We start from the raw sequence: 23,344 nt of genomic DNA, 5'->3' as shown, positions 1-23,344 counted from the left end.
GAGAAAATGAAATACAAATCTCAAAGAGTTGCTCTGGTCTACTTTGCAGTGGCCATGGGCCTGTTCGCAGTCCAGGTGCTGGGCGGTCTGCTCGCCGGCTGGATCTATGTGGCGCCAAACACGCTGTCTGAACTTCTTCCGTTCAACACCGTACGCATGCTGCACACCAATTCATTGATTGTGTGGCTGATTACCGGCTTCTTCGGAGCCGCTTATTTCCTGATCCCCGAAGAGGCGGAACGGGAAATCCATTCAGAGAAAATCGCCTATCTGCAGCTGGCCATTCTGGTCATCGGTACACTGGGCGTGGTTGTCACTTATGTGTTCAACCTGTTCGAAGGTCACTGGCTGCTGGGTAAAGAAGGCCGCGAGTTCATCGAACAACCCAAATGGGTCAAAGCCGGTATTGTGGTTGCTGCCCTTCTGTTCCTTTACAACGTGTCCATGACCGTTCTGAAGGGCAAGAAGACCGCCATCACCAATATCCTGCTTCTGGGGCTCTGGGGTTTGGCGCTGCTGTTCCTGTTCAGCTTCTACAACCCCGAAAACCTGGCACTGGACAAAATGTTCTGGTGGTACATCGTTCACCTGTGGGTGGAAGGCGTCTGGGAACTGATTATGGCCTCGATCCTGGCCTATCTGATGCTGAAACTGACCGGTGTTGACCGTGAGATCGTTGAAAAATGGCTCTATGTCATCGTTGCCGCGGCCCTGTTCTCGGGGATCCTTGGCACCGGACACCACTACTACTGGATCGGTGCGCCTGCGTACTGGCAGTGGATCGGATCCATCTTCAGCTCGCTCGAAGTCATCCCGTTCTTTGCGATGATGTCCTTCGCCTTTGTCATGGTCTGGAAGGGCCGTCGTGATCACCCCAACAAGGCCGCTTTGCTGTGGTCCCTGGGCTGTGCGACACTTGCCTTCTTTGGCGCTGGCATCTGGGGCTTCCTGCACACGCTGCACGGTGTGAACTATTACACCCACGGCACGCAGATCACTGCAGCCCACGGTCACCTGGCGTTCTTTGGGGCCTATGTGGCTCTGAACCTGGCGATCTTCAGCTATGCCATGCCGATCCTGCGGGGACGTGATCCCTATAACCAGGTTCTCAACATGGTATCCTTCTGGATGATGACATCCGGTATGGTGTTCATGACCTTTGTTCTAACCTTTGCAGGGACCATTCAAACCCACCTGCAGCGAGTTCTGGGCGACTACTTCATGGACGTGCAGGATCAATTGGCCATCTTCTACTGGATGCGCTTTGGATCGGGTATCGTGGTTGTTCTTGGGGCTGTGCTCTTCATCTATGCGATGTGGGTCCCGCGCAAGGAAATCATCGAACGCGCTGTCGAAACTCCGGCTGAGTAATGGATATGGACGGAAATATGAACCTCGGAATGGGGGCGGCTGACGCCCCCTTCTACCTCCCGCAGGGCGATGAACGCGAAGTCTTCACCGCCGCGCATGAAAATGGCCTGCCGGTCCTGCTCAAAGGTCCGACTGGCTGCGGCAAAACCCGATTTGTGGCCCACATGGCCGCCAATCTGGGCCGCCCATTGTATACTGTTGCCTGTCACGATGACCTGGCCGCAGCCGACCTGATCGGGCGTTACCTTCTGAAGGGCGGCGAAACCGTCTGGGTCGATGGTCCGTTGACCCGCGCGGTGCGCGAAGGGGCGATCTGTTATCTCGACGAAGTGGTCGAAGCCCGCAAGGACGTCACCGTCGTGCTGCACCCGCTGACCGATGACCGGCGTATCCTGCCGATTGATCGCACCGGTGAAGAACTCGAAGCCGCACCCGGCTTTATGCTCGTGGCCTCTTATAACCCAGGCTATCAGAATATTCTCAAGACGCTGAAACCCTCCACCCGTCAGCGGTTCATCTCGGTCGAATTCGATTTTCCTGCGCAAGAGCTGGAAACCAAGATCGTGGCCGAAGAAAGCGGATTGGACGTTGACCGCTGCAAGGCGCTGGTGCGTCTGGCCGGAAAACTGAGGGGCCTCAAGGGGCAGGACCTGGAAGAAGGGGTTTCGACCCGTCTGGTGGTCTATGCCGCAACCCTGATTGCACAAGGAATGAATACCGATCGCGCCATCCGTGCGGCGATGATCGAACCGTTGACAGACGACGAAGACATAAAGCGCGGGCTCCTCGATCTTGTCACTGCCGTCTTTGGGTGAGGCCGACAGATGGTAAAGATCGACTTTGAGCCATGGGAACCCGAAGAAACTGTCGGGAAACTATGGCACACCCTTGCCAGCCGTCTCGATGCGCCTGAGGCGCATGAGGGAGCCGTTGTCGACCTCAGTGAGGTCGGGGGGCGGCTGGCAGTCCTCTTTCGGGGACTGGGGGGCAGCCCAGCTGTTGAGCTGCGCCCCGTTTCCCCCGAGGTTTCGCACCATCGACTCAGCTGGCGGCGCCGCTTGGGCACCGAAGCCGAGCTGCTGCCGCGCGCCAGTTTTGATGGTGAAATTCTACGCCTGCCGGATCGGCTGGCGGTCTTTCCCACGCGCGAGGCCAATGGCGCGCTCTATGTCTGGCTGGCCGCGACGGCCGCATTTGCCGGAACCCGGATCGAAGAAGAAGACCCCCTGCGTGCGGACCTGCGCGCGCTGGCGGCGGCCCAACATATGGTTGACGATACCCTGGACAACGCACCGGGTATGCGCACGCTTTATGCGGCGCTGTGCGATGGTGTGCTGCACCAACGCCAGGTTTCCAATCTGCCGCCCGTAGAGGCCCAGGTCGAAGCTGTGATCCGCCATATGCTGGGTGCGGATTTGCCCGCCCAGGCCCAACCGTTGTGGCAGGCGATGTCTACGGAGGCGCTGGACAACCTTGAGGCTCCGCGCGGTTATCAACCGTTTCGTCCGGTCCCGCTGTGGCCCGATCTGCGCGAAGTATCCCGCTCTGAACACATGGACGTCGAAAGCCGCGATACCGATGGTCCCCCCGAAGAAAGCGGTGAGAAAACCCACCGTGCCCGACGCCGCAAATCGGATCAGGCAGAACGTAGTGACAGCTTTATCCTGCACAAATTCGAAGCGATCCTCAGCTGGGCCGAGTTCCTGAACCTGAACCGCCGGATTGATGACGACGATCCCGACAACGCCAAAAAGGCCGCCGATGATCAGGATGAAATCGGGCTGGGTCAGATTTCCAAGGCCCCGCCGACCCGGTTAAAGCTGCACCTGGATCTGGCCCCCGAAGACGTGGATCGCGAACGCCTGTCCGGTCGGGTGCTGTATCCGGAATGGGATGTGCGCACCAATGCCTATCTGCCTGATCACGTCAATGTTCTGACCTCGGATGCCGAAATCCGCGAGGACGCATCCGAATTCGCCAAAGACCCGGCCACAGCGCGCCGTATCCGCGCCGTCAAACGCCAGTTCGAAGCGTTGCGACCGGGCCGTGTCATGACCCGCGGGCATCTGGACGGGGATGTGTTGGACATCGAAGCCGCCGTGCGTGCGCAGGTGGACCGCCAGGCAAGCGGCGAGGGCAATGAACGGGTCTGGATGCAATCGCGCCCCGAAGCCCGTGATTTGGCCGTATCAATTCTGCTGGATGTCTCCAGATCCACCGAAAGCGCCGTGGGTGACCGGGCCGTGATCGATGTGGAACGCGAAGCGCTGGCGGCGTTGGCCTGGGGGCTGAATGCCTGCGGCGACGACTTTGCAATCCACGCCTTCAGTTCGCTGAAACGATCGCGTGTATACGTGCAGAAATGCAAAGGTTTTGATGAACCCATGAGCGGCCTGATCGAACAGCGCATCGGGTCCTTGCGTCCCGGTTTCTACACCCGTCTGGGTGCTGCGATCCGCCATACCTCGGCAGATCTGGCCGTCCAGTCGCGCAAACGGCGCCTGTTGTTGGTGATCACCGACGGCAAACCCAACGACCTGGACCACTATGAGGGCCGCCACGGTATCGAAGACACCGCCATGGCCGTGCGCGAGGCCCGCCGTTTGGGCCAGTCGGTCTTTGGTGTGACCATCGACAAACAAGCCAAAAGCTGGTTCGCGCGGATGTTCGGGCAGGGCGGCTTTGCCGTCATTCCCGACCCCGCGCGTCTGACCATGGCCTTGCCCCAGATCTATCGCCAACTGGTGGGGGCATGAACGAACAGACCGTGGAGCAGGGCAGTCTGATTGACGAATTGCCCGGCGAATTGATGATGTGGGTTCTGATCATTTCGGAACTTCTGGTCTTTGGTGCCGGATTGATTGCGTTCATGGGGGTGCGTTTGACTGACCCTGTCGGATTTGCCGAGGCGCAATCCTATCTCGATCGCACAGGCGCGGCGTTGAACACGGTTGTTCTTGTGTCCTCGGGCTATCTGGCGGCGCTGGCGCTGAACTGGCGCCGACAGAGGCATCGTCTGCGGGCGCGCGTGGCCCTGATCGGGGCCGCGGCGTTGGGGGTGGTGTTTCTGGTCATCAAAGGAGCGGAATACGCAGGCAAGGCCGCTCAGGGGATCGGGACCGACACCCACCCCTTCTTCATGTTCTACTATTTGCTGACCGGGTTTCATGCGGCACATGTTCTGGCCGGGGTCGGTATTTTGCTGCTGGTGGCCTGGCGCGACAACCCCCGCAACATCGAGGCCGGAGCCCAATTCTGGCACATGGTGGATCTGGTGTGGATCTTGCTGTTTCCCGTGATCTATCTGCTGGGGTGATCTGTCATGGCCGACCCATCTGAAAATACGCTGGAAACCCGCGCTCTGACCCAGGCCTGGGGCCTTTTGATTGCTCTGAGTCTCAGTTCGGCGGCACTCACGGCATTGGCCCTGCCACCCAGAGTTGTGGGCGGTGCGATCCTGCTGTTGGCTTTGGTGAAATCGCGGATCATCCTGGCGCGGTACCTGGATCTGGCGCATGCGCCGGGCTGGCTGCGCGGTTTCAGCCTCAGCGTGACTCTGTTCACGCTGATCCTGTTTGGGCTGTCGTTGATCTGAGGCCACTGGGGGATGGGCTGCCGGGCCGCCCAGCGGGCGGCGCGGCCTAGCCCAACGGGTTGAGAGGTTTCCGCAGGAAACAGCGAAACCGGGCGGGAGCGCCCCGTGCTCTGGTGCCAATCAGGATCAAAGGCGAAATGCAGCCGCCAGTTCTTCGGGCAGATCAAATTCGTCCAATACCCGCGCGCGCGCATCGTCCGAAATCTTGCGGGCGGTTTTCTCGACAATGCGCTGGATCTTTTCGGGAGAATGTTTGGCGGCAAAGGGTGCAAAATACCATTTCAGGAATACGAAACAGATAACATCTTCCAATTGCTGCGTATCCGCATGACGTTTGATCCCTTCCTTGCGCAACATCCGCCCAACCGTTTCGACCTGCGCGTCTTCATATCCGGTGTCGGCCATGATCCGTCCCGCGACCTGTGCGTGATGCACGGCCAGCTGTTTGCGCCAGGTCAGATAACCGGTCCGCCCCTCGGGGAAGGACGCGCGTGGCAAGGTCCAGCGCTCCACATGCTGGGCGCGCGCGGCAATCTGCAATTCGGGCGCGGCATCGGGAAACAAACGGGCCAACTCCTGGCTCATCCGTTGCCCATACAAAAGCGCCTCTGGCTGGCCTTCGTCCTGTCGCGGGTCATGGCTGTTGGTCGCGTCAATCGCGTCCAGTGTCGCCTGTAAACGATCTGTCATTATCTGCTCCAACTCTCTGCCGGATCACTGTCGGCATAGTCGCGTAACGTATCGACATCGTCGATCACCGCGTGGTTTTTCTTGATCTTGACCCCGGCGGGTTTCAATCTGGCAAAGGCGCGGCTCAGGCTTTCGGGTTTCATCCCCAGACGTCCGGCGATCAGCACCTTGTCGTAGGGGAGGATCACTTCGCAGGGGCCTTCCTGCACGTGACACAGATGCAACAGGAATTCCGCGACCCGCTGCGCTCCGGTCTGGGCCTTCAGCTGTTCCAATTGTTCCACCAGCGAATGCAGATGGGTAAAGGTCGAGGCCAGAATGGTGATGCAGATTTGTGGATCATCTTTCATGATCGACGTCAGGACCGTCGCCGGAATATGCATGACTTCCGCCGCTGTCACGGCTTCGGCCGACACCGGATACGGCGTGGCGCGAAGCGCGACCGCTTCGCCAAAGCTTTCGCCACGTGTAAAGACGCTGACCACGGCTTCGGAGCCATTCGGAGCCATTCGGAACAGCTTTACCCATCCGTCCAGAACCACGTGGATTGCGGTGGCATCTTCGTCCTGCAAAAACAGGGTCTCGCCCCTGTCATAATGTCGCCAATGCGCCTTGCTTAGCAGCGTTTCGATGTGCTGGTCTGGCAAGGACCGTATCAACATCGACTGCCGCGCAATCGCCTTTTCCTTTTCGTGAGCCAATCTTGTCCCCTTTTTGAGATGCGGTGTTGGCCCCGCATCAGTTGCCGCTCTTTTGCGGTCGTTTCCCCAAATTAACGAAGTTTCAATCCGAACGCACCCGTCTTTTCGAAACCGACCTGTCACGTCATGTGCGATTTGGATTTCCGGTCTGGCTCTTGACTATTGTCATGTATGGCGGTGTGCCCGGCTTTTATGGTCTTTCCAACGTATCAGCCCGGGAGACCGTGATGAATTTCGAACGCTTCTTTACCCAGCAACTGGACGACCTGCGCGATGAGGGCAACTATCGTGTGTTCGTCGATTTGCAACGTCGCTGCGGCTCCTTTCCCAGCGCGGCCCAGACCGACGCGGACACCCAAAGAGATGTAACTGTTTGGTGTTCCAATGATTATCTGGGCATGGGTCAGCACCCTTCGGTGCTGGCGGCCATGCATGACGGGCTGGACCGATGCGGTGCCGGTGCGGGGGGCACCCGCAATATTTCAGGTACAACCCACGACCACGTGCTGCTCGAGGCCGAATTGGCCGACCTGCACGGCAAGGAAGCCGCGCTGTTGTTTACCTCTGGCTATGTGTCCAACTGGGCCGCCCTGGGGACATTGGCGTCCAAAATTCCCGGATGCATCGTGTTTTCAGATGCGCTCAACCACGCCTCCATGATCGAAGGTGTGCGCCACTCACGGGCTCAAAAGGTGATCTGGAAACACAATGATCTGGAGGATCTGGAGGCCAAATTGGCCGCTGCCCCGGCGGATGCGCCCAAATTGATTGCATTTGAGTCGGTCTATTCGATGGATGGAGACATCGCCCCGATCAAGGAGATCTGTGATCTCGCCGACACATACGGCGCGATGACCTATCTGGACGAGGTGCATGCCGTGGGATTGTATGGTCCACGCGGCGGCGGGATAGCGGAACGCGAAGGTCTGATGGACCGGCTCACCGTGATCGAAGGCACCCTGGGCAAGGCGTTTGGCGTGGTTGGCGGCTATATCGCGGCCTCGGCGGCGTTGTGCGATTTTGTGCGCAGTTTTGCCAGCGGTTTCATCTTTACCACTGCGTTGCCACCAGCAATTGCGGCCGGGGCGGCAGCCTCGATTCGCCATCTCAAGGAATCGGCAGCTGAACGCGACACCCAAAAGGAGCGGGTGGCACAGGTGCGGGCTCTGCTGGACGCCGAAGGCATCCCGCATATCCCCAACCCCAGCCACATCATTCCGGTGATGGTGGGTGATCCGGTGAAATGCAAATTCATCTCGGACACCCTGTTGGAAGAATATGGGATCTACATCCAGCCGATCAATTATCCGACCGTTCCCAAGGGAACAGAGCGGCTGAGAATTACCCCATCCCCGGTGCATTCGGATGCTGACATTGCCCATCTGATCGGAGCTTTGTCGGCTCTTTGGCAGCGGTGTCAGATCGCGCGCATTCCGATGGCTGCGCAATAAATTCAATGACTTGAATTTGGAGAGGAAAGCGAGAAATTCGGCGATGCCCTGACATATGTCAAGTTTCCACAGGGCCGCGACACCTAAGACTCACACACAACTTACCTAACCGGTCTGAACCATGAACGTGCGTTTCCCTTTGCCTAAATCAGATACACCGGCTGCTTGCCGGCGGTCGGTGCTGGGGCAGGTCTTGACCGGATACCTGGGGGTGCTGGCGCTGATCTTTCAGTTGCTGGTGCCCTCTTTTTCTTTTGCCGCTGAAGGTGAATGGATTGAAATCTGTTCCGATGTCGGCGCGGTTCTGATCGAGATCGACCCTGACACCGGGGCGCCGGTTCAGAACGATCCTTGCCCGGACTGCGACGACTGCGTGATGTGCGCGGTATCCGGGGCAGCAACGATGGTGCAGACCCTGGCTGTGCAAACCGATCCGATTGCCGTTGGCCTAGGCCCGGTTGGCCCGGCTGAAATTTCTGTGTCCAACCCGGCGCAATTCTGGTCCCAATTGCGGGGGCCTCCGGTCGCACCCCAAGACATAATCGAACGCGCCCGGCGCGCGTCCATGGCTTTAACTTCCAATACAGGAGGTGTGCGGTGGACATGACACGCGCCCTCAGATCCTGCCTGACCATTCTTGCATTTATTGTAGCAACTCTGGCCACAGCCCCTGCGAAGGCCGACAGCCTCGCTTCATTTCTGCCCGACATTACCCCGTCCGAGCTGGCCCCAGGCGCTGATGCCTTTGGTCCTGTGCGCGATGACGTCAAGGTCGCCCCGGTTCTCAAGGGTAACAAGACCATTGCCTGGGCTTTTCTGACATCGGATTTCGTGGGCACCACCGGTTATTCCGGCAAACCCATTCATGTGGTTGCGGCGATTGACGCCGACGCGGTGCTGACTGGTGTGAAACTGGTCAAACACTCCGAACCCATTGTTCTGATCGGTATTCCCAATTCGAAAATGGTCAAACTGACCGAAGGCTACGCCGGTCTGGATCTCAAGGCCGAAGCTGCCTCGGGCGGGGATGCGCATGATCTGGACATCATTTCGGGCGCGACCGTGACCATCATGGTCATCGACGACAGTCTGGTGCGCGCCGGGATCAAGGTCTCCCGCGCCATGGGGCTGGGGGGATTGTCGCCGGTGCAGGCCGATGGGCCAAAACGCGAAATCGACATGGCCAAAGAAGACGTGTCCGACTGGCTAACCCTCTCCGGAGACGGATCGGTGCGGCGTCTGACATTGGACATTGGTCAGATCAATGCCGCGTTTGAGGAAACCGGCAACAAACAGGCGATCAAACGTCCCGAACCCGGCGAACCCGGTGACACCTTTATCGACATGCATATGGCCATCGTGTCGGTGCCATCGATCGGGAAATCACTGTTGGGCGCGGCCGAATACAACAACTTGATTGAATGGCTGGAACCAGGTGAACAGGCGCTGTTGGTGTTGGGACGTGGGGCGTACAGTTTCAAGGGCTCGGGCTATGTGCGCGGTGGAATCTTTGATCGGATCCAGCTGATCCAGGGAGACAATGCCGTACGGTTCTTTGATCGTCAGCAACGCCGCCTGGGTGAAGTAGCCGCCGATGGTGCACCGTCATTCGTCGAACTTGATATCTTCAAGATCCCCGCTGACGCCGAATTTGATCCGGCGGAACCCTTCCGTCTGCAACTGCTGGCACAACGTGCTGTTGGTGCCGTTGAGAAGATCTTTCTGACTTTTGATCTGGGCTACAAGCTGCCCGAGAAATACCTGTTGCCTGTTGCCGCCCCGACCGTGATCGAAGACGCCACCAGCGAAGCCGCCGCCAAATCTGCGCTGTGGCAGCGGATCTGGAAGGACAAGACTGTCGAGATCGGCATTCTGGGCGTGATGCTGCTGGTGCTGACAGGCGTGTTTTTCTTCCAGTTCCAGGTGACCATGAATGCACGCGCGTTCTATTGGTTCCGCATCGGGTACCTCAGCTTTACGCTGGTGTTCCTCGGCTGGTACGCCAATGCGCAGCTGTCCGTTGTCAACCTGATGGCGCTGGCAGGGTCTTTGCGCAGCGGGTTTACTTGGGATGCCTTCCTGCTGGATCCGCTGGTGTTTATCCAATGGTTTGCCATTGCTGCCGCTCTGCTGTTCTGGGGGCGGGGAGCGTATTGTGGTTGGCTGTGCCCGTTTGGTGCTCTGCAGGAGCTGTTGAACAAGGCAGCCCGCGCGTTGAAAATCCCACAATGGACGCTGCCTTGGGGTCTGCATGAACGCCTGTGGCCGCTGAAATACATGATCTTTCTGGGTTTGTTCGGCCTATCCATGGTGTCGATCCAGATGGCTGAAACCTATGCCGAAATCGAACCGTTCAAAACCGCGATCATTCTGAAGTTCGTGCGTGAATGGCCGTTTGTGATCTTTGCAGTGTCGCTGCTGGTCGCGGGGTTGTTCGTGGAACGGTTTTACTGCCGCTATCTCTGCCCGCTGGGTGGGGCGCTGGCGATCCCTGCAAGAATTCGCATGTTCGACTGGCTGCGCCGCTACAAGGAATGTGGCTCTCCGTGTCAGACCTGCGCCAACGAATGCCCCGTTCAGGCGATCCACCCCACCGGTGAGATCAACCCGAACGAGTGCGTTGACTGCCTGCACTGTCAGGTTCTCTACCAATCCGAGAGCAAATGCCCGGTCGTGATCAAGCAATTGAAACGCCGTGCCAAGGTGGGTTCCGCCGACCTGAAGATGCCTCTCGGGGAACCCCCGGCGAACCATCCGAACGCCAAATCAAAAGCTTCCTAAAGGAGGAATGAAAATGTCGGAACACGATAAAAACCTAAGCGTGACACGCCGTGGCCTGTTGGGCGCAACTGCAACCGGTGCGGTTGCCGCTGCGGCCGGGTTTGGCTCGACCCTGATGACCGCCAAGGAGGCCTCTGCCGCCGCCAAGGTCAGCATGGAACCCGGTGAGCTGGACGAATATTACGGCTTCTGGTCCTCGGGTCAGACGGGCGAGCTGCGTATTCTGGGCATGCCGTCCATGCGCGAACTGATGCGGGTGCCTGTGTTCAACCGCTGCTCTGCCACCGGCTGGGGTCAGACCAATGAATCGCTGAAAATCCTGACCGAAGGCCTGTTGCCCGAAACCAAGGAATTCCTGGCCGCAAACGGCAAGGTTACCTATGACAACGGCGACCTTCACCACCCGCATATGTCGTTCACCGACGGCACCTATGACGGTCGTTTCCTGTTCATGAACGACAAGGCCAACACCCGTGTGGCCCGTGTGCGTTGTGACGTGATGAAGTGCGACAAGATCATCGAGATCCCCAACGCGCATGACATCCACGGCCTGCGCCCGCAGAAATTCCCGCGCACCGGTTATGTCTTTGCGAACGGCGAACACGAAGCACCGCTGGTCAACGACGGCAAGATCCTGGATGAACCTTCGGAATATGTGAACATTTTCACAGCGATCGACGGCGACTCGATGGAAGTTGCATGGCAGGTGATCGTGTCGGGGAACCTCGACAATACCGACTGTGACTATCAGGGCAAATACGCCTTTTCGACCTCCTACAACTCGGAAATGGGTATGAACCTGACCGAGATGACCGAGAGCGAACTGGACCACGTTGTCGTGTTCAACCTGAAAGAAATCGAAGCAGGGATCGCTGCGGGTGACTATCAGGAACTGAAGGGCGTCAAAGTGATTGATGGCCGTAAAGGTCAGAACAAGAACTACACCCGTTATATCCCGATCCCGAATTCGCCCCACGGCGTGAACGCGGCTCCGGACAAGAAACACATCTGCATCAACGGTAAACTGTCGCCAACCGTTTCGGTGATCGACGTTGAAAAAGTCGATGCCATCTTTGACGGTGCTGACGAACGCTCGGCCGTTGTGGCGGAACCGCAGCTGGGTCTTGGCCCGCTCCACACCGCGTTCGACAACAAGGGCAACGCCTATACCACCCTGTTCCTGGACAGCCAGGTGGTGAAATGGAACATCGCAAAAGCAATCGAAGCCTATGGCGGTGCCGACGTTGATCCGATCCTGGACAAAGTGGACGTGCATTACCAGCCAGGTCACAACTCGACTTCGATGGGTGAAACGGCCGAAGCCGACGGCAAGTGGCTGATTTCGATGAATAAGTTCTCGAAGGACCGCTTCCTGAACGTGGGTCCGCTGAAGCCTGAAAATGAACAGCTGATCGACATCTCGGGTGACAAGATGAAGGTGGTCCACGATGGTCCGACCTTTGCTGAACCCCACGATTCGATTGTTGTGCACCGGTCCAAAGTGAACCCGGTCAACGTTTGGGATCGTCAGGATCCGATGTGGGCAGAAGCGCGCAAACAGGCCGAGGCCGACGGTGTTGACCTGGACGACTATCAGGACACCATCATCCGCGATGGCGACAAGGTTCGCGTGTATATGTCCAGCCAGGCGCCGAACTTCACAATCGAGAAGTTCACCGTCAAACAGGGCGACGAAGTCACCGTGTTTGTGACCAACCTGGATGACGTGGACGACGTGACCCACGGGTTCTGCATGGCCAACTTTGGTGTCGCCATGGAAGTCGGCCCGCAGGCCACCGCTTCGGTCACCTTTATCGCTGAACGTCCAGGCGTGCACTGGTTCTACTGCCAGTGGTTCTGCCACGCGCTGCACATGGAAATGCGCGGCCGGATGCTCGTCGAACCGCGCGGAGCGTAAGATCATGCGTTGGCTCCCGCTCATATCGCTCCTGCTGAGCAGCCCGACCTGGGCGGCTGATTGGGACGTGCCCAACCGGGCGGGAGCCATTGCAGAAACGCTGGCACAGGCGGCGGATGGGGACACTCTCCGCCTGGCGCCCGGAATTTATAACGAAACACTCGTTCTTGACCGACCCATCTCCCTGGACGGGGTTGGTCAGGCGACCTTGGACGGTCAGGGGCAGGGCAGCGTGATTACGGTCACCGGTCCTGATGTGACCGTCCAGGGATTGATTGTTGTCGGGTCCGGGTCCGACCATGGCGAAATCGACAGTGGTATCAAGCTGACCAAAACCGCTGATCGCGCCCAGGTGCTGGACAACCGGGTCGAAGGCAACCTGTATGGCATCGACATTCACGGGGCCAAGGATGCACTGGTCGCGCGCAATGTGATCAAGGGGCGGCTGGACCGCCGGATGAATGAACGCGGCAATGGCATCTATGTCTGGAATGCCCCCGGTACTGTTGTGGACGGAAACGACGTCCAATTTGGCCGTGACGGGGTTTTCGTGAACTCCTCGAAACGCAACAAATTCATCAACAACACCTTCCGTGATCTGCGCTTTGCCGTGCATTACATGTATGCCGATGACTCCGAAGTGTCGGGCAATGTCTCGATCGGCAACGATCTGGGCTATGCGGTGATGTTCACCAGCCGGGTCAAGGTGCTGAACAATGTGTCGATCAATGACCGCGAACATGGCGTCATGCTGAACTATGCCAATCGCAGCGTGATTTCCGGCAATGTGGTGAAAGGGGCACAGGAAAAATGCACCTTCCTCTATAATGCCAACAAAAACGAATTCACCGACAATTGGTTCGAAGGCTGTGGCATCGGTATCCATTTTACTGCCGGGTCCGAAGGCAACCGCATCGTTGGCAATGCCTTTGTCGGCAATCGGACCCAGGTGAAATACGTGTCCACCAAATGGGTGGAGTGGTCTCAGGATGGGCGGGGCAATTACTGGTCCGATTTTGCCGCTTATGACGTGGACGGCAATGGTATTGCTGACACGCCCTATCGCCCAAATGACAGTATGGACCATGTGCTGTGGACCCAACCCGCCGCCAAACTGCTGCTCGGCTCCCCCGCGGTGCAGCTGGTACGGTGGTCTCAATCGGCTTTCCCTGCTTTGCTCCCCGGCGGCGTTATGGACAGCCATCCTCTCATGCAACCCGTTGAACCGGAAGCCAGATCCCTGGCGGTGTTTGACACAAATTAAAAAGGTGCCTCATGACGGATAAGGCCCTGACCATTGAAAACGTGAACAAGGACCGCGGGGCGACCCGTGTTCTGCACGATGTGACCCTGTCGATGCAACCCGGCGAGCGCGTGGCGCTGCTGGGCCATAACGGCGCAGGCAAATCCACCCTGATCAAATCCATCCTTGGGTTGATCCCGATCGAAGGTGGCGCGATCCATATCGGCACTGCCAAACCGGGCAGCGGCGCGGCGCGTCGTGCCACGGCTTTCCTGCCCGAAGCCGTGTCCTTTCATCCCGCCTTGACGGGACGCGAACAATTGACCCTGTTCGCGCGCCTGTCCGGCGAAAAGGCCGACATTCCCGGCCTTCTGGCGCGTGTTGGCCTGTCCGAGGCCATCGACCGCAAGATCGGCGCTTATTCCAAAGGGATGCGCCAGCGGCTGGGGTTGGCCCAGGTGTTGTTGGGACGGCCCAAGGTGGCGCTGCTGGATGAACCCACATCGGGGCTCGATCCGATTTCGCGCCATGATCTCTATGCCATCATTGATGAGCTGGCCGGGCAGGGCACCGCCGTGCTGATCGCCAGCCACGCCTTGACCGAGGTCGAAGCCCGCACCGACCGGATTGCGATCCTGCGCAAGGGCGTTCTGGTGGCCGATGATACATTGGCCAGCCTGTCGGAACGCGCGGGTCTACCGATCAAATTGCGGGTGCAGGCGTCCCAAAACGCCGATGCGCTGGCCGCCGAAATGGGGGGCACACGGATCAACGGGGCCTCTGTTGAAATCCTGTGTTCCCCGGATCAGAAAATGCAGGCGTTGCAACGGATCGCCGCCATGGGCGACGCGATTGCCGATCTGGAAATGACACCACCGCGTCTGGAAGACCTGTATCGCCACTACGCCAAGGAGGACGTTAAATGACCCGTTTTCTGGCAATCGCAACCGCCGAAATGCTGATCCTGCGGCGCAATCGCTGGCTGTTCATGGCCACGCTGATCATGGTTCTGTTCGCCCTGGCCCTGACATTCGCAGGCAGCGCCCCAACCGGCACTCTAGGTGTGGATATGCTGACCATCTCGGTCGCGTCGATGACCACATTGTCGGTCTATTTGGCCCCCTTGCTGGCGTTGATGATTTCGTTTGACGCCATCGCGGGCGAAGCAGATCGCGGCAGCCTGGCCTTGATGCTGACCTATCCGGCGGGGCGCGGCGAAATCCTGCTGGGCAAATTTGCCGCCCACCTGGCCGCGCTGGCATTCGCCATGACCATCGGGTTCGGATCCGCCGGAGCAGTGGCCGCCTGGTTTGGTGGTGCTGGCCCCGACAGTCTGGTTGCGCTGATCCGCCTTATTCTTACGTCGATCCTCTTGGGCGCGGTGTTCCTCGCCCTTGGGTATCTGCTGTCTGCCGTCTCGAGGGGAGCCACGGCAGCGGCAGGTTTGTCAGCCGGGCTTTGGCTCATTTTTGTCGTTCTCTATGACCTGGGATTGCTGGGCGCAGTGGTCATGGACAAAAGCGGCAGCTTCACCCAATCCGTCTTTCCTTGGGTGATGGTGGCCAACCCGGCTGACGCTTTTCGTGTCTGGAATATGGCAAGCTCCGAAGGGGTTGCGATGACATCCGGCATGGCGGGCGCGGCCCAGGCCTTGCCCGAATGGGCGGCACCGCTGTCGCTGATGCTGTGGCCGTTGATCGGGTTCACGCTGGCCCGCTTGGCCTTTCGGAGGGTTGAGCCATGAAGCCGCTGATCCTGATTGCATTGCTGACCCCGCTGGCCCTGGCGGCCTGCAAGGAAGAGCAGGTCCAGGCCCCCGATCCCGTTGACCTGACCGAAGTGGCGCTCAGCTATTTCTGCCAGATGAACGTCTCGGAACATGGCGGTCCAAAGGGGCAGATCCATCTAAAAGGCTACCCGGCACCGATCTTTTTTGCTCAGGTGCGCGATCTGGTGGCCTATGTCAAAAGCCCTGAACGTGACGCCGACATCACCGCTATCTATGTCAGCGATATGAGCGTCGCGCCGACTTGGCAAAACCCCGGCATTTCCAACTGGATTGCCGCGGATGGGGCGACATTCGTCGTCGGTTCCAACGTCGCGGGTGGCATGGGTGCGCCTGAAATCGTCCCCTTTGGTGATGCCGAAGGGGCCGGAGAATTCATAAGCCGATACGGCGGCAACGCCGTGCCTTTGACCGATATCCCCGACGACGCGGCATTGGGCCCTGTCGATCTGGACCTCGCATTGGAGACACCTGCATGAGCAGCCTTTCCCGTCGCCGTTTCCTGACAATTGCCGCAGCCGGGGCCGCGATCCCGACCGGGGCCCTGGCCAATGTGACCGCCCGGTGGCGCGGTGTGGCATTGGGAGCGCAGACTTCGATGCAGATTGCAGGCGTGAGCGAAAGACAGGCTGCGCCAGTGTTTGCCGCTGTTGAGCAGGAATTGAACCGGTTGGAGACCATTTTTAGCCTGTATCGCACCGACTCGGAACTGAGCCGTCTGAATCGCGACGGATCATTGTCAGCGCCCTCGGCAGAGCTGTTGAACGTGCTGTCTGTGTGTTCGACCCTGCACAGGGCCAGCGGAGGCGTTTTTGACCCATCGGTACAGCCGCTCTGGGCCGCCATGGCCCGCGGCGAAACAGGACAGGCATTGGATCAGGCGCGCGCCGCTGTTGGATTTGACGCCGTGCGGTTTGACACGACGATTGTCCGGTTTGTCGGTGACACACCGGGACAGGCATTGACGCTGAACGGGATTGCCCAGGGGGCGATCACCGACCGGATATCGGCGGTGTTGCGCCACCATGGGATGCGGGACGTGTTGGTGAATATGGGCGAAGTAGCGGCCTTGGGCACCAGGGTGGATGGAACGCCGTGGCAGGCCGGAATAGCCGACCCGTCCGGACAGATCCATCAGCGGATCAGCCTGACAGACCGGGCACTGGCCACCTCTGCTCCGTTGGGCATGACTTTGCACAATCACAGCCACATCTTGCATCCCAACGGACAGCCGGCAACGCATTCTCTGGCTTCGGTTTCGGCACCGTCTGCGGCGGTGGCTGATGGGCTGTCGACTGCGTTGTGTCTGGTGGGCCCAGAACAGGCTCAGACCCTGGTCAACCAATTCCCAGGGGCACGCATTGAAGTGCTCGCCTGACCCTATGACGTGATGTCATCCTCCGGGGCGCTGAGCGCCCCGGTTGCATCCCTGTGATCTTCTTGCCAGATTTGAACACAGTTCCACGCAATACCCGTTGCGTGCGCGGAGCTGCGTTCAAGGTCAGGGAGCATTTTCATGGATTTCGAAAACGCTTGGCCAGACCGCGCCCCAGCCCAGCCAAGTGCCGGGGCATCGGTGCCGGATGTCTATCACCTGCGCCAGAAGCGCCCCTGGATCGGCGGTGACCTTCAGACTTTGGCGCATCGGATCGATTTTCGAAGACACCCGATCCCGGGTCCCAGCCGGAGTCTGAAGTTCCCCATGATGGATGGCACCGGGGATGTCATGACCGGAACGTTGCACGACCCTGGCCAAGGCAAGCCATTGGTGGTGTTGATGCACGGCGTGACGGGATGCGAAGACAGTGTCTATCTGTGGGACACCGCCCTGCATCTGGTTCGACAGGGGTGGACGGTTCTGCGATTGAATCATCGCGGGGCCGGGTCGTCGCTGGCATGGTGTTCGCGCACCTATCATTGCATGGGCACCGCTGATGTTGCGGCTGTCCTTAATCTTCTGCCTGGAAAGCTGGTTGATCAGGGTGTTTTTCTGGTCGGCTTTTCGATGGGCGGAACGATCCTGTTGAACCTTTTGGCGTCCCAAATCCGGCTCCCCGGAATTCTGGGTGCGATGACGATCTCGGCTCCGCTGGATCTGGTCGCAAGCGCCGACAGGCTGCATCGTCCGCGTAACTTCGTCTATCAAAGATCGTTGTTGCACAGCCTGATGCGGATGGAAGTTGCCATGCGCAAGAACGGGACATTGTCGCCGGACACACCGTTGCCGCGACCCAATAGCCTCCGGGGGTATGACGACGAGATCACGGCCCCGCGTCATGGATTTTCCGACGGGATGGATTATTACCGGCAAAGTTCGCCCGTCCAGAGGCTGATGGATATCTCAACGCCGGTCACGATGCTGCATGCAAAGGATGATCCGTGGATACCGGCGGATGACTATCACCGACTGTTATCCAGAGCCGGTGGCCCCTTGCAGGTTGTTCTGACCCCACGGGGGGGCCACGTCGGGTTTCATTTTCAGGGGCAAAGCCGCCCATTGTTCACAACAATTCTGGCGCAGAGGTTGAAGGACGCCTGGCCGTCTGGCCAGGGTCGAACGCCAGACGGGTCATAGATCCTTGCACACCCTCAACGCATCGTAGAGTGCTGCGTGGATATTGCGACCGGCCACCGCATCCCCGATCCGTGCCAGATGATAATGTCCATTTGGATTGTGCGCGACAAAGGGAGAGGTCCCGGCGATCATCGCTGTCTGGTCCAATTGGCCGAGGTTACGGGAGCCGGCTTTGAGCGCGTGATACAAGGCGTCATTGGGAACGATCCCGTTCTCTACCACGACATGATCCACCAGCCTGACTTCGGTTTGACCGGTCAAGACATTGCACAGCGTGGCCTGTTTGCGATTGCCGACCAGCGTGATTTCGACGAGATCCTGAAAACAACTGAATGTAACACCTTGCCGGGTCAGATCCCGGAGGACGACAGCCGAATTGGTCGGTCCCAGATCATGGGCAACACTGCGATCGGGCGTGACCAAAGAGACTGTGCACCCCGACCGGGACAGAACGTCGGCGCAGACAAGGGCAGGGTGGTCGCCCATGTCGTCCACCAAAAGCACTGTGCCGGACACCCGGGATTCGCCATTCATTATGTCCCATGTCGATGCTTGCCATTGCTGTCCGGCACACGCCAGCGGCTCGGGCCAGCCTCCGGTGGCGATGATGACAGCATCGGGCGTTTCGGCGAGAATGTCATCCGGCTCGGCCAGCGAGTTGAGCCGAATATCCACCCCCAAGTGACGTGTTTCGGTTATCAGCCAATCGGCCACCCCCCAAATCTGTCGGCGCGTCATCCCCCTGGCGGCCAGGTTGATTTGACCGCCCAACCGGTCGCTGGCTTCGAACAGGACCACATCGTGTCCACGGGTGGCGCAGATACGGGCCGCTTCCAACCCGCCCGGACCACCACCGACCACAACGACCCTGCGGGATCTGGCGGCCGTGCCCAGGACATGGGGCATCGTCGCCTCGCGCCCTGTGGCGGCGTTGTGCCCGCAGACTGCAGGTTTGCCTTGATTGACCCGATCCACGCAATAGCCCAACCCGACGCAGGGTCTGATGCGGTCTTCTTGGTCACGGGACAGTTTGTGCACCAGATACGGATCCGCCATCTGGGCGCGGGTCATGCCAATCAGATCCACACACCCCGCGGTCAACGCGTGCCGTGCGGTTGCAATATCTGCGACGCCGCCCGCATGAATTACCGGGATGTCGACCGCCTCGCGGATCCGGCCAGCAACATTCAAATGCGGTGCAGCTGGCTGCCCCATGGGCGCAACCCACCCGGCCAGGCCCAGATCGTCATAGGGCGCACCGGCCAGAACATTCAAAAAATCGACGTCCCCGGTGTTGGCAAGCCTGCGGGCAATTTCTACGCAGTCATCCGCGTCCATCCCGCCCTGGATCAATTCATCCCCCGTCAGTCGCAGCCCCAGGATCATGTCGGGCCCGACGGCCGCCCGCACCGCGTCAATCACCTGCAGCGTCAGGCGCAGCCGGTTGTCCAATGCGCCGCCATATTCATCGTGGCGCCGGTTGATCAGCGGGGACAGGAATTGTCCCATCAGATGCGAATGCGACAACAGTTCTATGCCGTCAAATCCGCCCTCCTGACACCGTTTCGCGGCCTGTGCAAAGTCCTGGACAACGCGGGTGATGTCTTCGGGTTCCATCGGTTTCACACAGGAGCGATGTGCGCGTTCGCGGGTGCCCGATGGCCCCATGACAGGGAGCCAATGCCCGTCGTCCCATGCGGTGCGCCGCCCCATGTGGGTGATCTGGCACATGATCGCGGCACCGTGAGCGCGTACGCCGGATGTCAGTTTTTGAAACCAGGGAATGATGCTGTCATCACCTGCGTATAATTGTCCAAACACAGATGGGCTGTCTGGAGCAATGTTGGTAGATCCGCCAACGATGGTCAGACCGACGCCGCCCTTGGCCTTTTCTTCATGATACAACCGATACCGGTCCCTGGGATGGCCGTCTTCCTGAAATGATGGCGCATGTGCGGTGCTGATGATGCGATTGCGCAGGGTCAGGTGGCGCAGCTGGAATGGTGTAAGAAGTGGGTCCATGAGTTTTCCTTGAGTGTGACCATGCAAGGTCTCTTGCGACTTACGCGCAGGCATCAGAGCATAGGCTTGCAAGGAAGCGACATATCCTTGCAACAAGCGGCACAGGGATTTGCCTGGGCCATCACCGACCTCCATCATTGCCGTCAGCGTGATAACACCGGTGGCTGGAACAGACGGTACAAGCGTGGCAAGAAAACTTGAGCTTAGCACCGCAAGATATTGAAACTAATTCTAATTCAGAAAAATTTCGTCTGAAATTTTCTTTGCCAAATAATCCGCTATGCGATCTGAGCCAGATGGTGTGGTGTGGATCGCGTCGTAAAAGTCGACTGCATTGTCAAAATCAAGTTCGTTCATCAGATCGAAACAGATTGCGTTGCGCGCCATGCATTCGTCCATGATGATCCGCGCCGTTGCCTGTTCGAACCGAAAAAAATCAACGCCGTTCAAATGCGCGTATTCGGGGGGGAGATGTTTGCGAACACTTTCAAAGAAATCCGGTTCATATTCGGGAATTCCCCAGGGCTTGCCATTCACCCGCAGCCATCGGGCGCTGCGCTGTGTGACAAAAATCGGCACAGCCCCAAAATCCCGTGTCAAACGGTCCAGCTCGCCAATTCGGCGTTGCAGCCCTTGCAGCGAGGCGGCCATGACGGGGGGCAAGGGATCAGAGATCACTGGTTGATCCACAAACGGGCCGTTTTCGGCGATGTTTGTTCGGGTCAGTTCGTGTTGCACGGGTTTGTCGGCCAACAAACCCTGAACAACGCGGTAGAGTTGGTAAAAGATCGAATGTTCCTTGATGAAGCCCTTTAGCATGGCGATGGTGCTGGGCTGCTCCATACGGTCAAAGATGTCTTCCGGGTTGATCTTGAGCATGTCGTTGATGCCCACATAATACAGAATGTAATCGGCCTTTAGGTCTGGGATCTTGTCAAACCAGGACGGGAAATTCTGGATGTGACCAAAGGTGGATTGCCCATCAATTCCGGCGTTTACAACATCGACATCATACCCCTGCACAGCCAATAGATCCTGCAAAATGGCCTGATAGGTCTGGCTGTCATCGACCCAGCGTTGGTCCGTGGTGCTGCCGCCCACCGTCAGAATGTCGACCTCGGACACCGGGCCATCCAATCCACGAAACCCATAGCTATCGCGGGAATAGGTGATCGTCGGTTTGCCGCCGCCAATTTCAGGCGGCAACGGATTGTCCCGGACAATGACCTGATCACGGATCTGGGTGAACTGATACAATGCGTGTTCGCGCGAAAACCAGGTGCCAAAGACCAGCTCGAGTCCGATCAGCACAACGGCCATGATCGCCAGGTTGATCAGGAGAATGCGCGCCATCGGGTGTGTCCTGTCAATCCAATTCGTATTTGTTTTTGTAATCTTCGGCCAGGGCCGGGTCCTGTTGTTCCTTGCGCAGAACCGCATTGCCCACCACCAACCATTCGATATCGGTGCCCATAAAACAATGAAACGCGTCTTCGGGGGTGCAGACGATGGGTTCGCCGCGCACGTTAAAGGACGTGTTGACCACCAGGGGGCAGCCAGTGCGCTGTTTAAAGGCAGAGATCAGTTGATGATAGCGCGGGTTGGTGTCGGCATGAACGGTTTGGATCCGGGCTGAGTAATCAATATGGGTGACGGCCGGGATTTCCGAACGAACAACGTTCAGCTTTTCGATGCCAAACAGGGCTTTCTCACCCTCGCTCATTTCGCGTTGCCGGGCGTCGCGCACCTGATCAACCAACAGCATATAGGGGCTGTCATCGTCCAGATCGAACCATTCCCCGACATCCTCACGCAGGACCGAGGGCGCAAATGGGCGAAAGCTTTCTCTGAATTTAACTTTTAAATTCAGCAGCTTTTGCATGGATGGTGATCTTGGGTCTCCCAGAATGGAGCGCCCGCCCAAAGCCCGCGGTCCGAATTCCATCCGTCCGTTGAACCAACCTACTGCCTTGCCCTGGGCCAGGGCATCAGCCGTCTGTTCAACGACCTCATCATCCTGCAACGTTTCAAACACCGCACCAGATCGGGTCAGGCGGGCGTCGATGTCGGATTGTTCGAACATTGGTCCCAGATAGGCCCCTCGCATGGCATCGCGTTTGGTGTTGTCTACAATTCTGGGATGTCCCAATTCCTTGTGATAAGCGGCCTGAGCGGCACCCAATGCCCCACCGGCGTCTCCGGCAGCGGGCTGAATCCACAGGTTTTTAAAGGCACCATCGCGCAGAATGTGGCCGTTGGCGACACAGTTCAACGCGACACCGCCCGCCATGCACAGGTTGGGAATGTCGTATTCAGCGGCCAGGGCGCGGGTCATGCGCAGCACTACGTTTTCGGTTACGGCCTGAATGGAGGCCGCGATATCCATATGGAACTGGTCCAACTGGTCAGTATCGGGTTGGCGCACCGGGCGACCAAATACGGCCGCAAATTTGTCGTTGGTCATGCGCAGACCGGTGGCATAATCAAAATAGCTTTGATCCAGCCGGTAGGTGCCGTCGGCCTTGACGTCAATCACCGTGTCCAGGATCAAATCCTTGTATTTCGGCGTGCCATAGGGGGCCAGCCCCATCAGCTTGTATTCGCCGCTGTTGACCCGGAAACCGGTGTAATAGGTAAAGGCAGAGTACAGCAGCCCCAGAGAGTGCGGGAAATGCAGCTCCTTGACGATGTCCAACTGGCTGCCCCGCCCGATAGCCACAGTGGTCGTTGCCCATTCCCCTACACCGTCCAATGTCAGGACCACGGCCTCTTCAAAGGGGGACGGATAAAAGGCGCTCGCCGCGTGACTGAAGTGATGTTCAGCGAACAGCAATTTGTCCCTGGTTTTGGTGCCCGGGGAAATTTCCTTTAGTTCATTCTGCAACAGGCTCTTTTGAAACAGTTTTTCCTTGAGCCAGATCGGGATTGCGGTGCGAAAGGATTTGAACCCACGCGGTGCATTGGCAACATAGGTCTCCAGAAGCCGTTCAAATTTCAGGAGGGGTTTGTCATAGAACGCAATGTGGTCGATCTGATCCAGTGTCAAACCGGCCTCGTCCAACACGTATTCGACCGCATTGTGGGGAAACCCCGCGTCATGTTTGATCCGCGTGAAACGTTCCTCCTGGGCGGCGGCAACGATATGACCGTCGACCACCAACGCCGCTGCGCTGTCGTGATAAAACGCGGAAATGCCCAGAATGGCGACCAT

General features: G+C 58.5%; 20 protein-coding genes. 15 read left to right on the top strand and 5 right to left on the bottom strand.

Going from position 1 to position 23,344, the window contains the following annotated elements:
* Positions 1-6: 6 nt before the first annotated feature.
* From QEZ52_RS12995 to QEZ52_RS12975, 5 genes are read left to right on the top strand one after another with little or no spacing between them, the layout of a single operon-like run.
* The gene (locus QEZ52_RS12995; protein ID WP_406644782.1) at positions 7-1,371 is read left to right on the top strand and encodes a cbb3-type cytochrome c oxidase subunit I; all 1,365 of its coding nucleotides are present in this window, start codon (positions 7-9) and stop codon (positions 1,369-1,371) included.
* Between the two features lie 5 nt (positions 1,372-1,376).
* The gene (locus QEZ52_RS12990; RefSeq protein WP_406650463.1) at positions 1,377-2,186 is read left to right on the top strand and encodes a CbbQ/NirQ/NorQ/GpvN family protein; all 810 of its coding nucleotides are present in this window, start codon (positions 1,377-1,379) and stop codon (positions 2,184-2,186) included.
* A 9-nt stretch (positions 2,187-2,195) separates the two neighbouring features.
* Complete coding sequence (locus QEZ52_RS12985; RefSeq protein WP_406644780.1) at positions 2,196-4,127, top strand: nitric oxide reductase activation protein NorD; 1,932 nt, start codon at positions 2,196-2,198, stop codon at positions 4,125-4,127.
* Positions 4,124-4,687, top strand: a complete 564-nt coding sequence (locus tag QEZ52_RS12980; protein WP_406644778.1) for a cytochrome c oxidase subunit 3 — start codon at positions 4,124-4,126, stop codon at positions 4,685-4,687. Before QEZ52_RS12985 ends, QEZ52_RS12980 begins: the two co-directional genes overlap by 4 nt.
* Before the next feature lie 6 nt (positions 4,688-4,693).
* Positions 4,694-4,966, top strand: a complete 273-nt coding sequence (locus tag QEZ52_RS12975) for a cytochrome C oxidase subunit IV family protein (protein ID WP_406644777.1) — start codon at positions 4,694-4,696, stop codon at positions 4,964-4,966.
* 126 nt (positions 4,967-5,092) lie between these two features.
* On the opposite strand, the gene QEZ52_RS12970 is transcribed toward QEZ52_RS12975, so the two are convergent.
* Positions 5,093-5,656: a DUF4202 domain-containing protein gene (locus tag QEZ52_RS12970; RefSeq protein ID WP_406644776.1), complete on the bottom strand. Its 564-nt coding sequence runs from the start codon at positions 5,654-5,656 to the stop codon at positions 5,093-5,095.
* Positions 5,656-6,357 carry a Crp/Fnr family transcriptional regulator gene (locus tag QEZ52_RS12965; RefSeq protein WP_406644775.1) on the bottom strand — a complete coding sequence of 234 codons (702 nt, stop codon included), beginning with the start codon at positions 6,355-6,357 and terminating at the stop codon, positions 5,656-5,658. The genes QEZ52_RS12970 and QEZ52_RS12965 overlap by 1 nt, the downstream gene beginning before the upstream one ends.
* Before the next feature lie 227 nt (positions 6,358-6,584).
* On the opposite strand from QEZ52_RS12965, the gene hemA reads away from it, so the two are divergent.
* The 10 genes from hemA (at position 6,585) to QEZ52_RS12915 (ending at position 18,111) form a co-directional block, all read left to right on the top strand.
* Positions 6,585-7,808: a 5-aminolevulinate synthase gene (gene hemA / locus QEZ52_RS12960; RefSeq protein ID WP_406644774.1), complete on the top strand. Its 1,224-nt coding sequence runs from the start codon at positions 6,585-6,587 to the stop codon at positions 7,806-7,808.
* Between the two features lie 193 nt (positions 7,809-8,001).
* Positions 8,002-8,415, top strand: coding sequence for a DUF2946 family protein (locus QEZ52_RS12955; protein WP_406644773.1), 414 nt, complete (start codon positions 8,002-8,004; stop codon positions 8,413-8,415).
* Positions 8,412-10,589, top strand: a complete 2,178-nt coding sequence (locus tag QEZ52_RS12950; RefSeq protein ID WP_406644771.1) for a 4Fe-4S binding protein — start codon at positions 8,412-8,414, stop codon at positions 10,587-10,589. Before QEZ52_RS12955 ends, QEZ52_RS12950 begins: the two co-directional genes overlap by 4 nt.
* Positions 10,590-10,602: 13 nt before the next feature.
* A complete protein-coding gene (gene nosZ, locus QEZ52_RS12945; protein ID WP_406644770.1) occupies positions 10,603-12,507 on the top strand; it encodes a TAT-dependent nitrous-oxide reductase in 1,905 nt (634 codons plus the stop codon).
* Between the two features lie 4 nt (positions 12,508-12,511).
* Entirely contained in the window at positions 12,512-13,771 is a 1,260-nt protein-coding gene (locus tag QEZ52_RS12940; protein ID WP_406644769.1) for a nitrous oxide reductase family maturation protein NosD, read from the top strand.
* An 11-nt stretch (positions 13,772-13,782) separates the two neighbouring features.
* The gene (locus QEZ52_RS12935; RefSeq protein WP_406644768.1) at positions 13,783-14,676 is read left to right on the top strand and encodes an ABC transporter ATP-binding protein; all 894 of its coding nucleotides are present in this window, start codon (positions 13,783-13,785) and stop codon (positions 14,674-14,676) included.
* Positions 14,673-15,494 (top strand): ABC transporter permease, encoded by an 822-nt coding sequence (locus QEZ52_RS12930; protein ID WP_406644767.1) that lies wholly within the window; start codon positions 14,673-14,675, stop codon positions 15,492-15,494. The genes QEZ52_RS12935 and QEZ52_RS12930 overlap by 4 nt, the downstream gene beginning before the upstream one ends.
* The gene (locus tag QEZ52_RS12925; RefSeq protein ID WP_406644766.1) at positions 15,491-16,015 is read left to right on the top strand and encodes a nitrous oxide reductase accessory protein NosL; all 525 of its coding nucleotides are present in this window, start codon (positions 15,491-15,493) and stop codon (positions 16,013-16,015) included. The genes QEZ52_RS12930 and QEZ52_RS12925 overlap by 4 nt, the downstream gene beginning before the upstream one ends.
* Entirely contained in the window at positions 16,012-16,914 is a 903-nt protein-coding gene (locus QEZ52_RS12920; RefSeq protein WP_406644765.1) for an FAD:protein FMN transferase, read from the top strand. The genes QEZ52_RS12925 and QEZ52_RS12920 overlap by 4 nt, the downstream gene beginning before the upstream one ends.
* 138 nt (positions 16,915-17,052) lie before the next feature.
* The gene (locus QEZ52_RS12915) at positions 17,053-18,111 is read left to right on the top strand and encodes a YheT family hydrolase (protein WP_406644764.1); all 1,059 of its coding nucleotides are present in this window, start codon (positions 17,053-17,055) and stop codon (positions 18,109-18,111) included.
* Here QEZ52_RS12915 and QEZ52_RS12910 read toward each other — a convergent pair.
* The 3 genes from QEZ52_RS12910 to QEZ52_RS12900 all read right to left on the bottom strand — a co-directional run bounded on the left by QEZ52_RS12910 (position 18,106) and on the right by QEZ52_RS12900 (position 23,344).
* The gene (locus tag QEZ52_RS12910) at positions 18,106-20,133 is read right to left on the bottom strand and encodes an FAD-dependent oxidoreductase (RefSeq protein ID WP_406644763.1); all 2,028 of its coding nucleotides are present in this window, start codon (positions 20,131-20,133) and stop codon (positions 18,106-18,108) included. The genes QEZ52_RS12915 and QEZ52_RS12910 overlap by 6 nt on opposite strands.
* A gap of 231 nt (positions 20,134-20,364) precedes the next feature.
* On the bottom strand, positions 20,365-21,486 hold the full coding sequence (locus QEZ52_RS12905) for an SGNH/GDSL hydrolase family protein (RefSeq protein WP_406644762.1): 1,122 nt from the start codon (positions 21,484-21,486) through the stop codon (positions 20,365-20,367).
* A 13-nt stretch (positions 21,487-21,499) separates the two neighbouring features.
* Positions 21,500-23,344, bottom strand: coding sequence for a carbamoyltransferase (locus QEZ52_RS12900; RefSeq protein ID WP_406644761.1), 1,845 nt, complete (start codon positions 23,342-23,344; stop codon positions 21,500-21,502).

Source organism: Aliisedimentitalea scapharcae (assembly GCF_045277565.1).
GTDB lineage: Bacteria > Pseudomonadota > Alphaproteobacteria > Rhodobacterales > Rhodobacteraceae > Aliisedimentitalea > Aliisedimentitalea scapharcae.
Note: the sequence above shows the minus strand (reverse complement) of the source record. Positions and strands in the feature narration are given on the sequence as shown.

Coding starts and splice junctions, on each gene's coding strand:
- QEZ52_RS12995 (WP_406644782.1), top strand. CDS start 7: ATGAAATACAAATCTCAAAGAGTTGCTCTGGTCTACTTTGCAGTGGCC.
- QEZ52_RS12990 (WP_406650463.1), top strand. CDS start 1,377: ATGGACGGAAATATGAACCTCGGAATGGGGGCGGCTGACGCCCCCTTC.
- QEZ52_RS12985 (WP_406644780.1), top strand. CDS start 2,196: ATGGTAAAGATCGACTTTGAGCCATGGGAACCCGAAGAAACTGTCGGG.
- QEZ52_RS12980 (WP_406644778.1), top strand. CDS start 4,124: ATGAACGAACAGACCGTGGAGCAGGGCAGTCTGATTGACGAATTGCCC.
- QEZ52_RS12975 (WP_406644777.1), top strand. CDS start 4,694: ATGGCCGACCCATCTGAAAATACGCTGGAAACCCGCGCTCTGACCCAG.
- QEZ52_RS12970 (WP_406644776.1), bottom strand. CDS start 5,656: ATGACAGATCGTTTACAGGCGACACTGGACGCGATTGACGCGACCAAC.
- hemA (WP_406644774.1), top strand. CDS start 6,585: ATGAATTTCGAACGCTTCTTTACCCAGCAACTGGACGACCTGCGCGAT.
- QEZ52_RS12950 (WP_406644771.1), top strand. CDS start 8,412: ATGACACGCGCCCTCAGATCCTGCCTGACCATTCTTGCATTTATTGTA.
- nosZ (WP_406644770.1), top strand. CDS start 10,603: ATGTCGGAACACGATAAAAACCTAAGCGTGACACGCCGTGGCCTGTTG.
- QEZ52_RS12940 (WP_406644769.1), top strand. CDS start 12,512: ATGCGTTGGCTCCCGCTCATATCGCTCCTGCTGAGCAGCCCGACCTGG.
- QEZ52_RS12935 (WP_406644768.1), top strand. CDS start 13,783: ATGACGGATAAGGCCCTGACCATTGAAAACGTGAACAAGGACCGCGGG.
- QEZ52_RS12930 (WP_406644767.1), top strand. CDS start 14,673: ATGACCCGTTTTCTGGCAATCGCAACCGCCGAAATGCTGATCCTGCGG.
- QEZ52_RS12925 (WP_406644766.1), top strand. CDS start 15,491: ATGAAGCCGCTGATCCTGATTGCATTGCTGACCCCGCTGGCCCTGGCG.
- QEZ52_RS12920 (WP_406644765.1), top strand. CDS start 16,012: ATGAGCAGCCTTTCCCGTCGCCGTTTCCTGACAATTGCCGCAGCCGGG.
- QEZ52_RS12915 (WP_406644764.1), top strand. CDS start 17,053: ATGGATTTCGAAAACGCTTGGCCAGACCGCGCCCCAGCCCAGCCAAGT.
- QEZ52_RS12910 (WP_406644763.1), bottom strand. CDS start 20,133: ATGGACCCACTTCTTACACCATTCCAGCTGCGCCACCTGACCCTGCGC.
- QEZ52_RS12905 (WP_406644762.1), bottom strand. CDS start 21,486: ATGGCGCGCATTCTCCTGATCAACCTGGCGATCATGGCCGTTGTGCTG.
- QEZ52_RS12900 (WP_406644761.1), bottom strand. CDS start 23,344: ATGGTCGCCATTCTGGGCATTTCCGCGTTTTATCACGACAGCGCAGCG.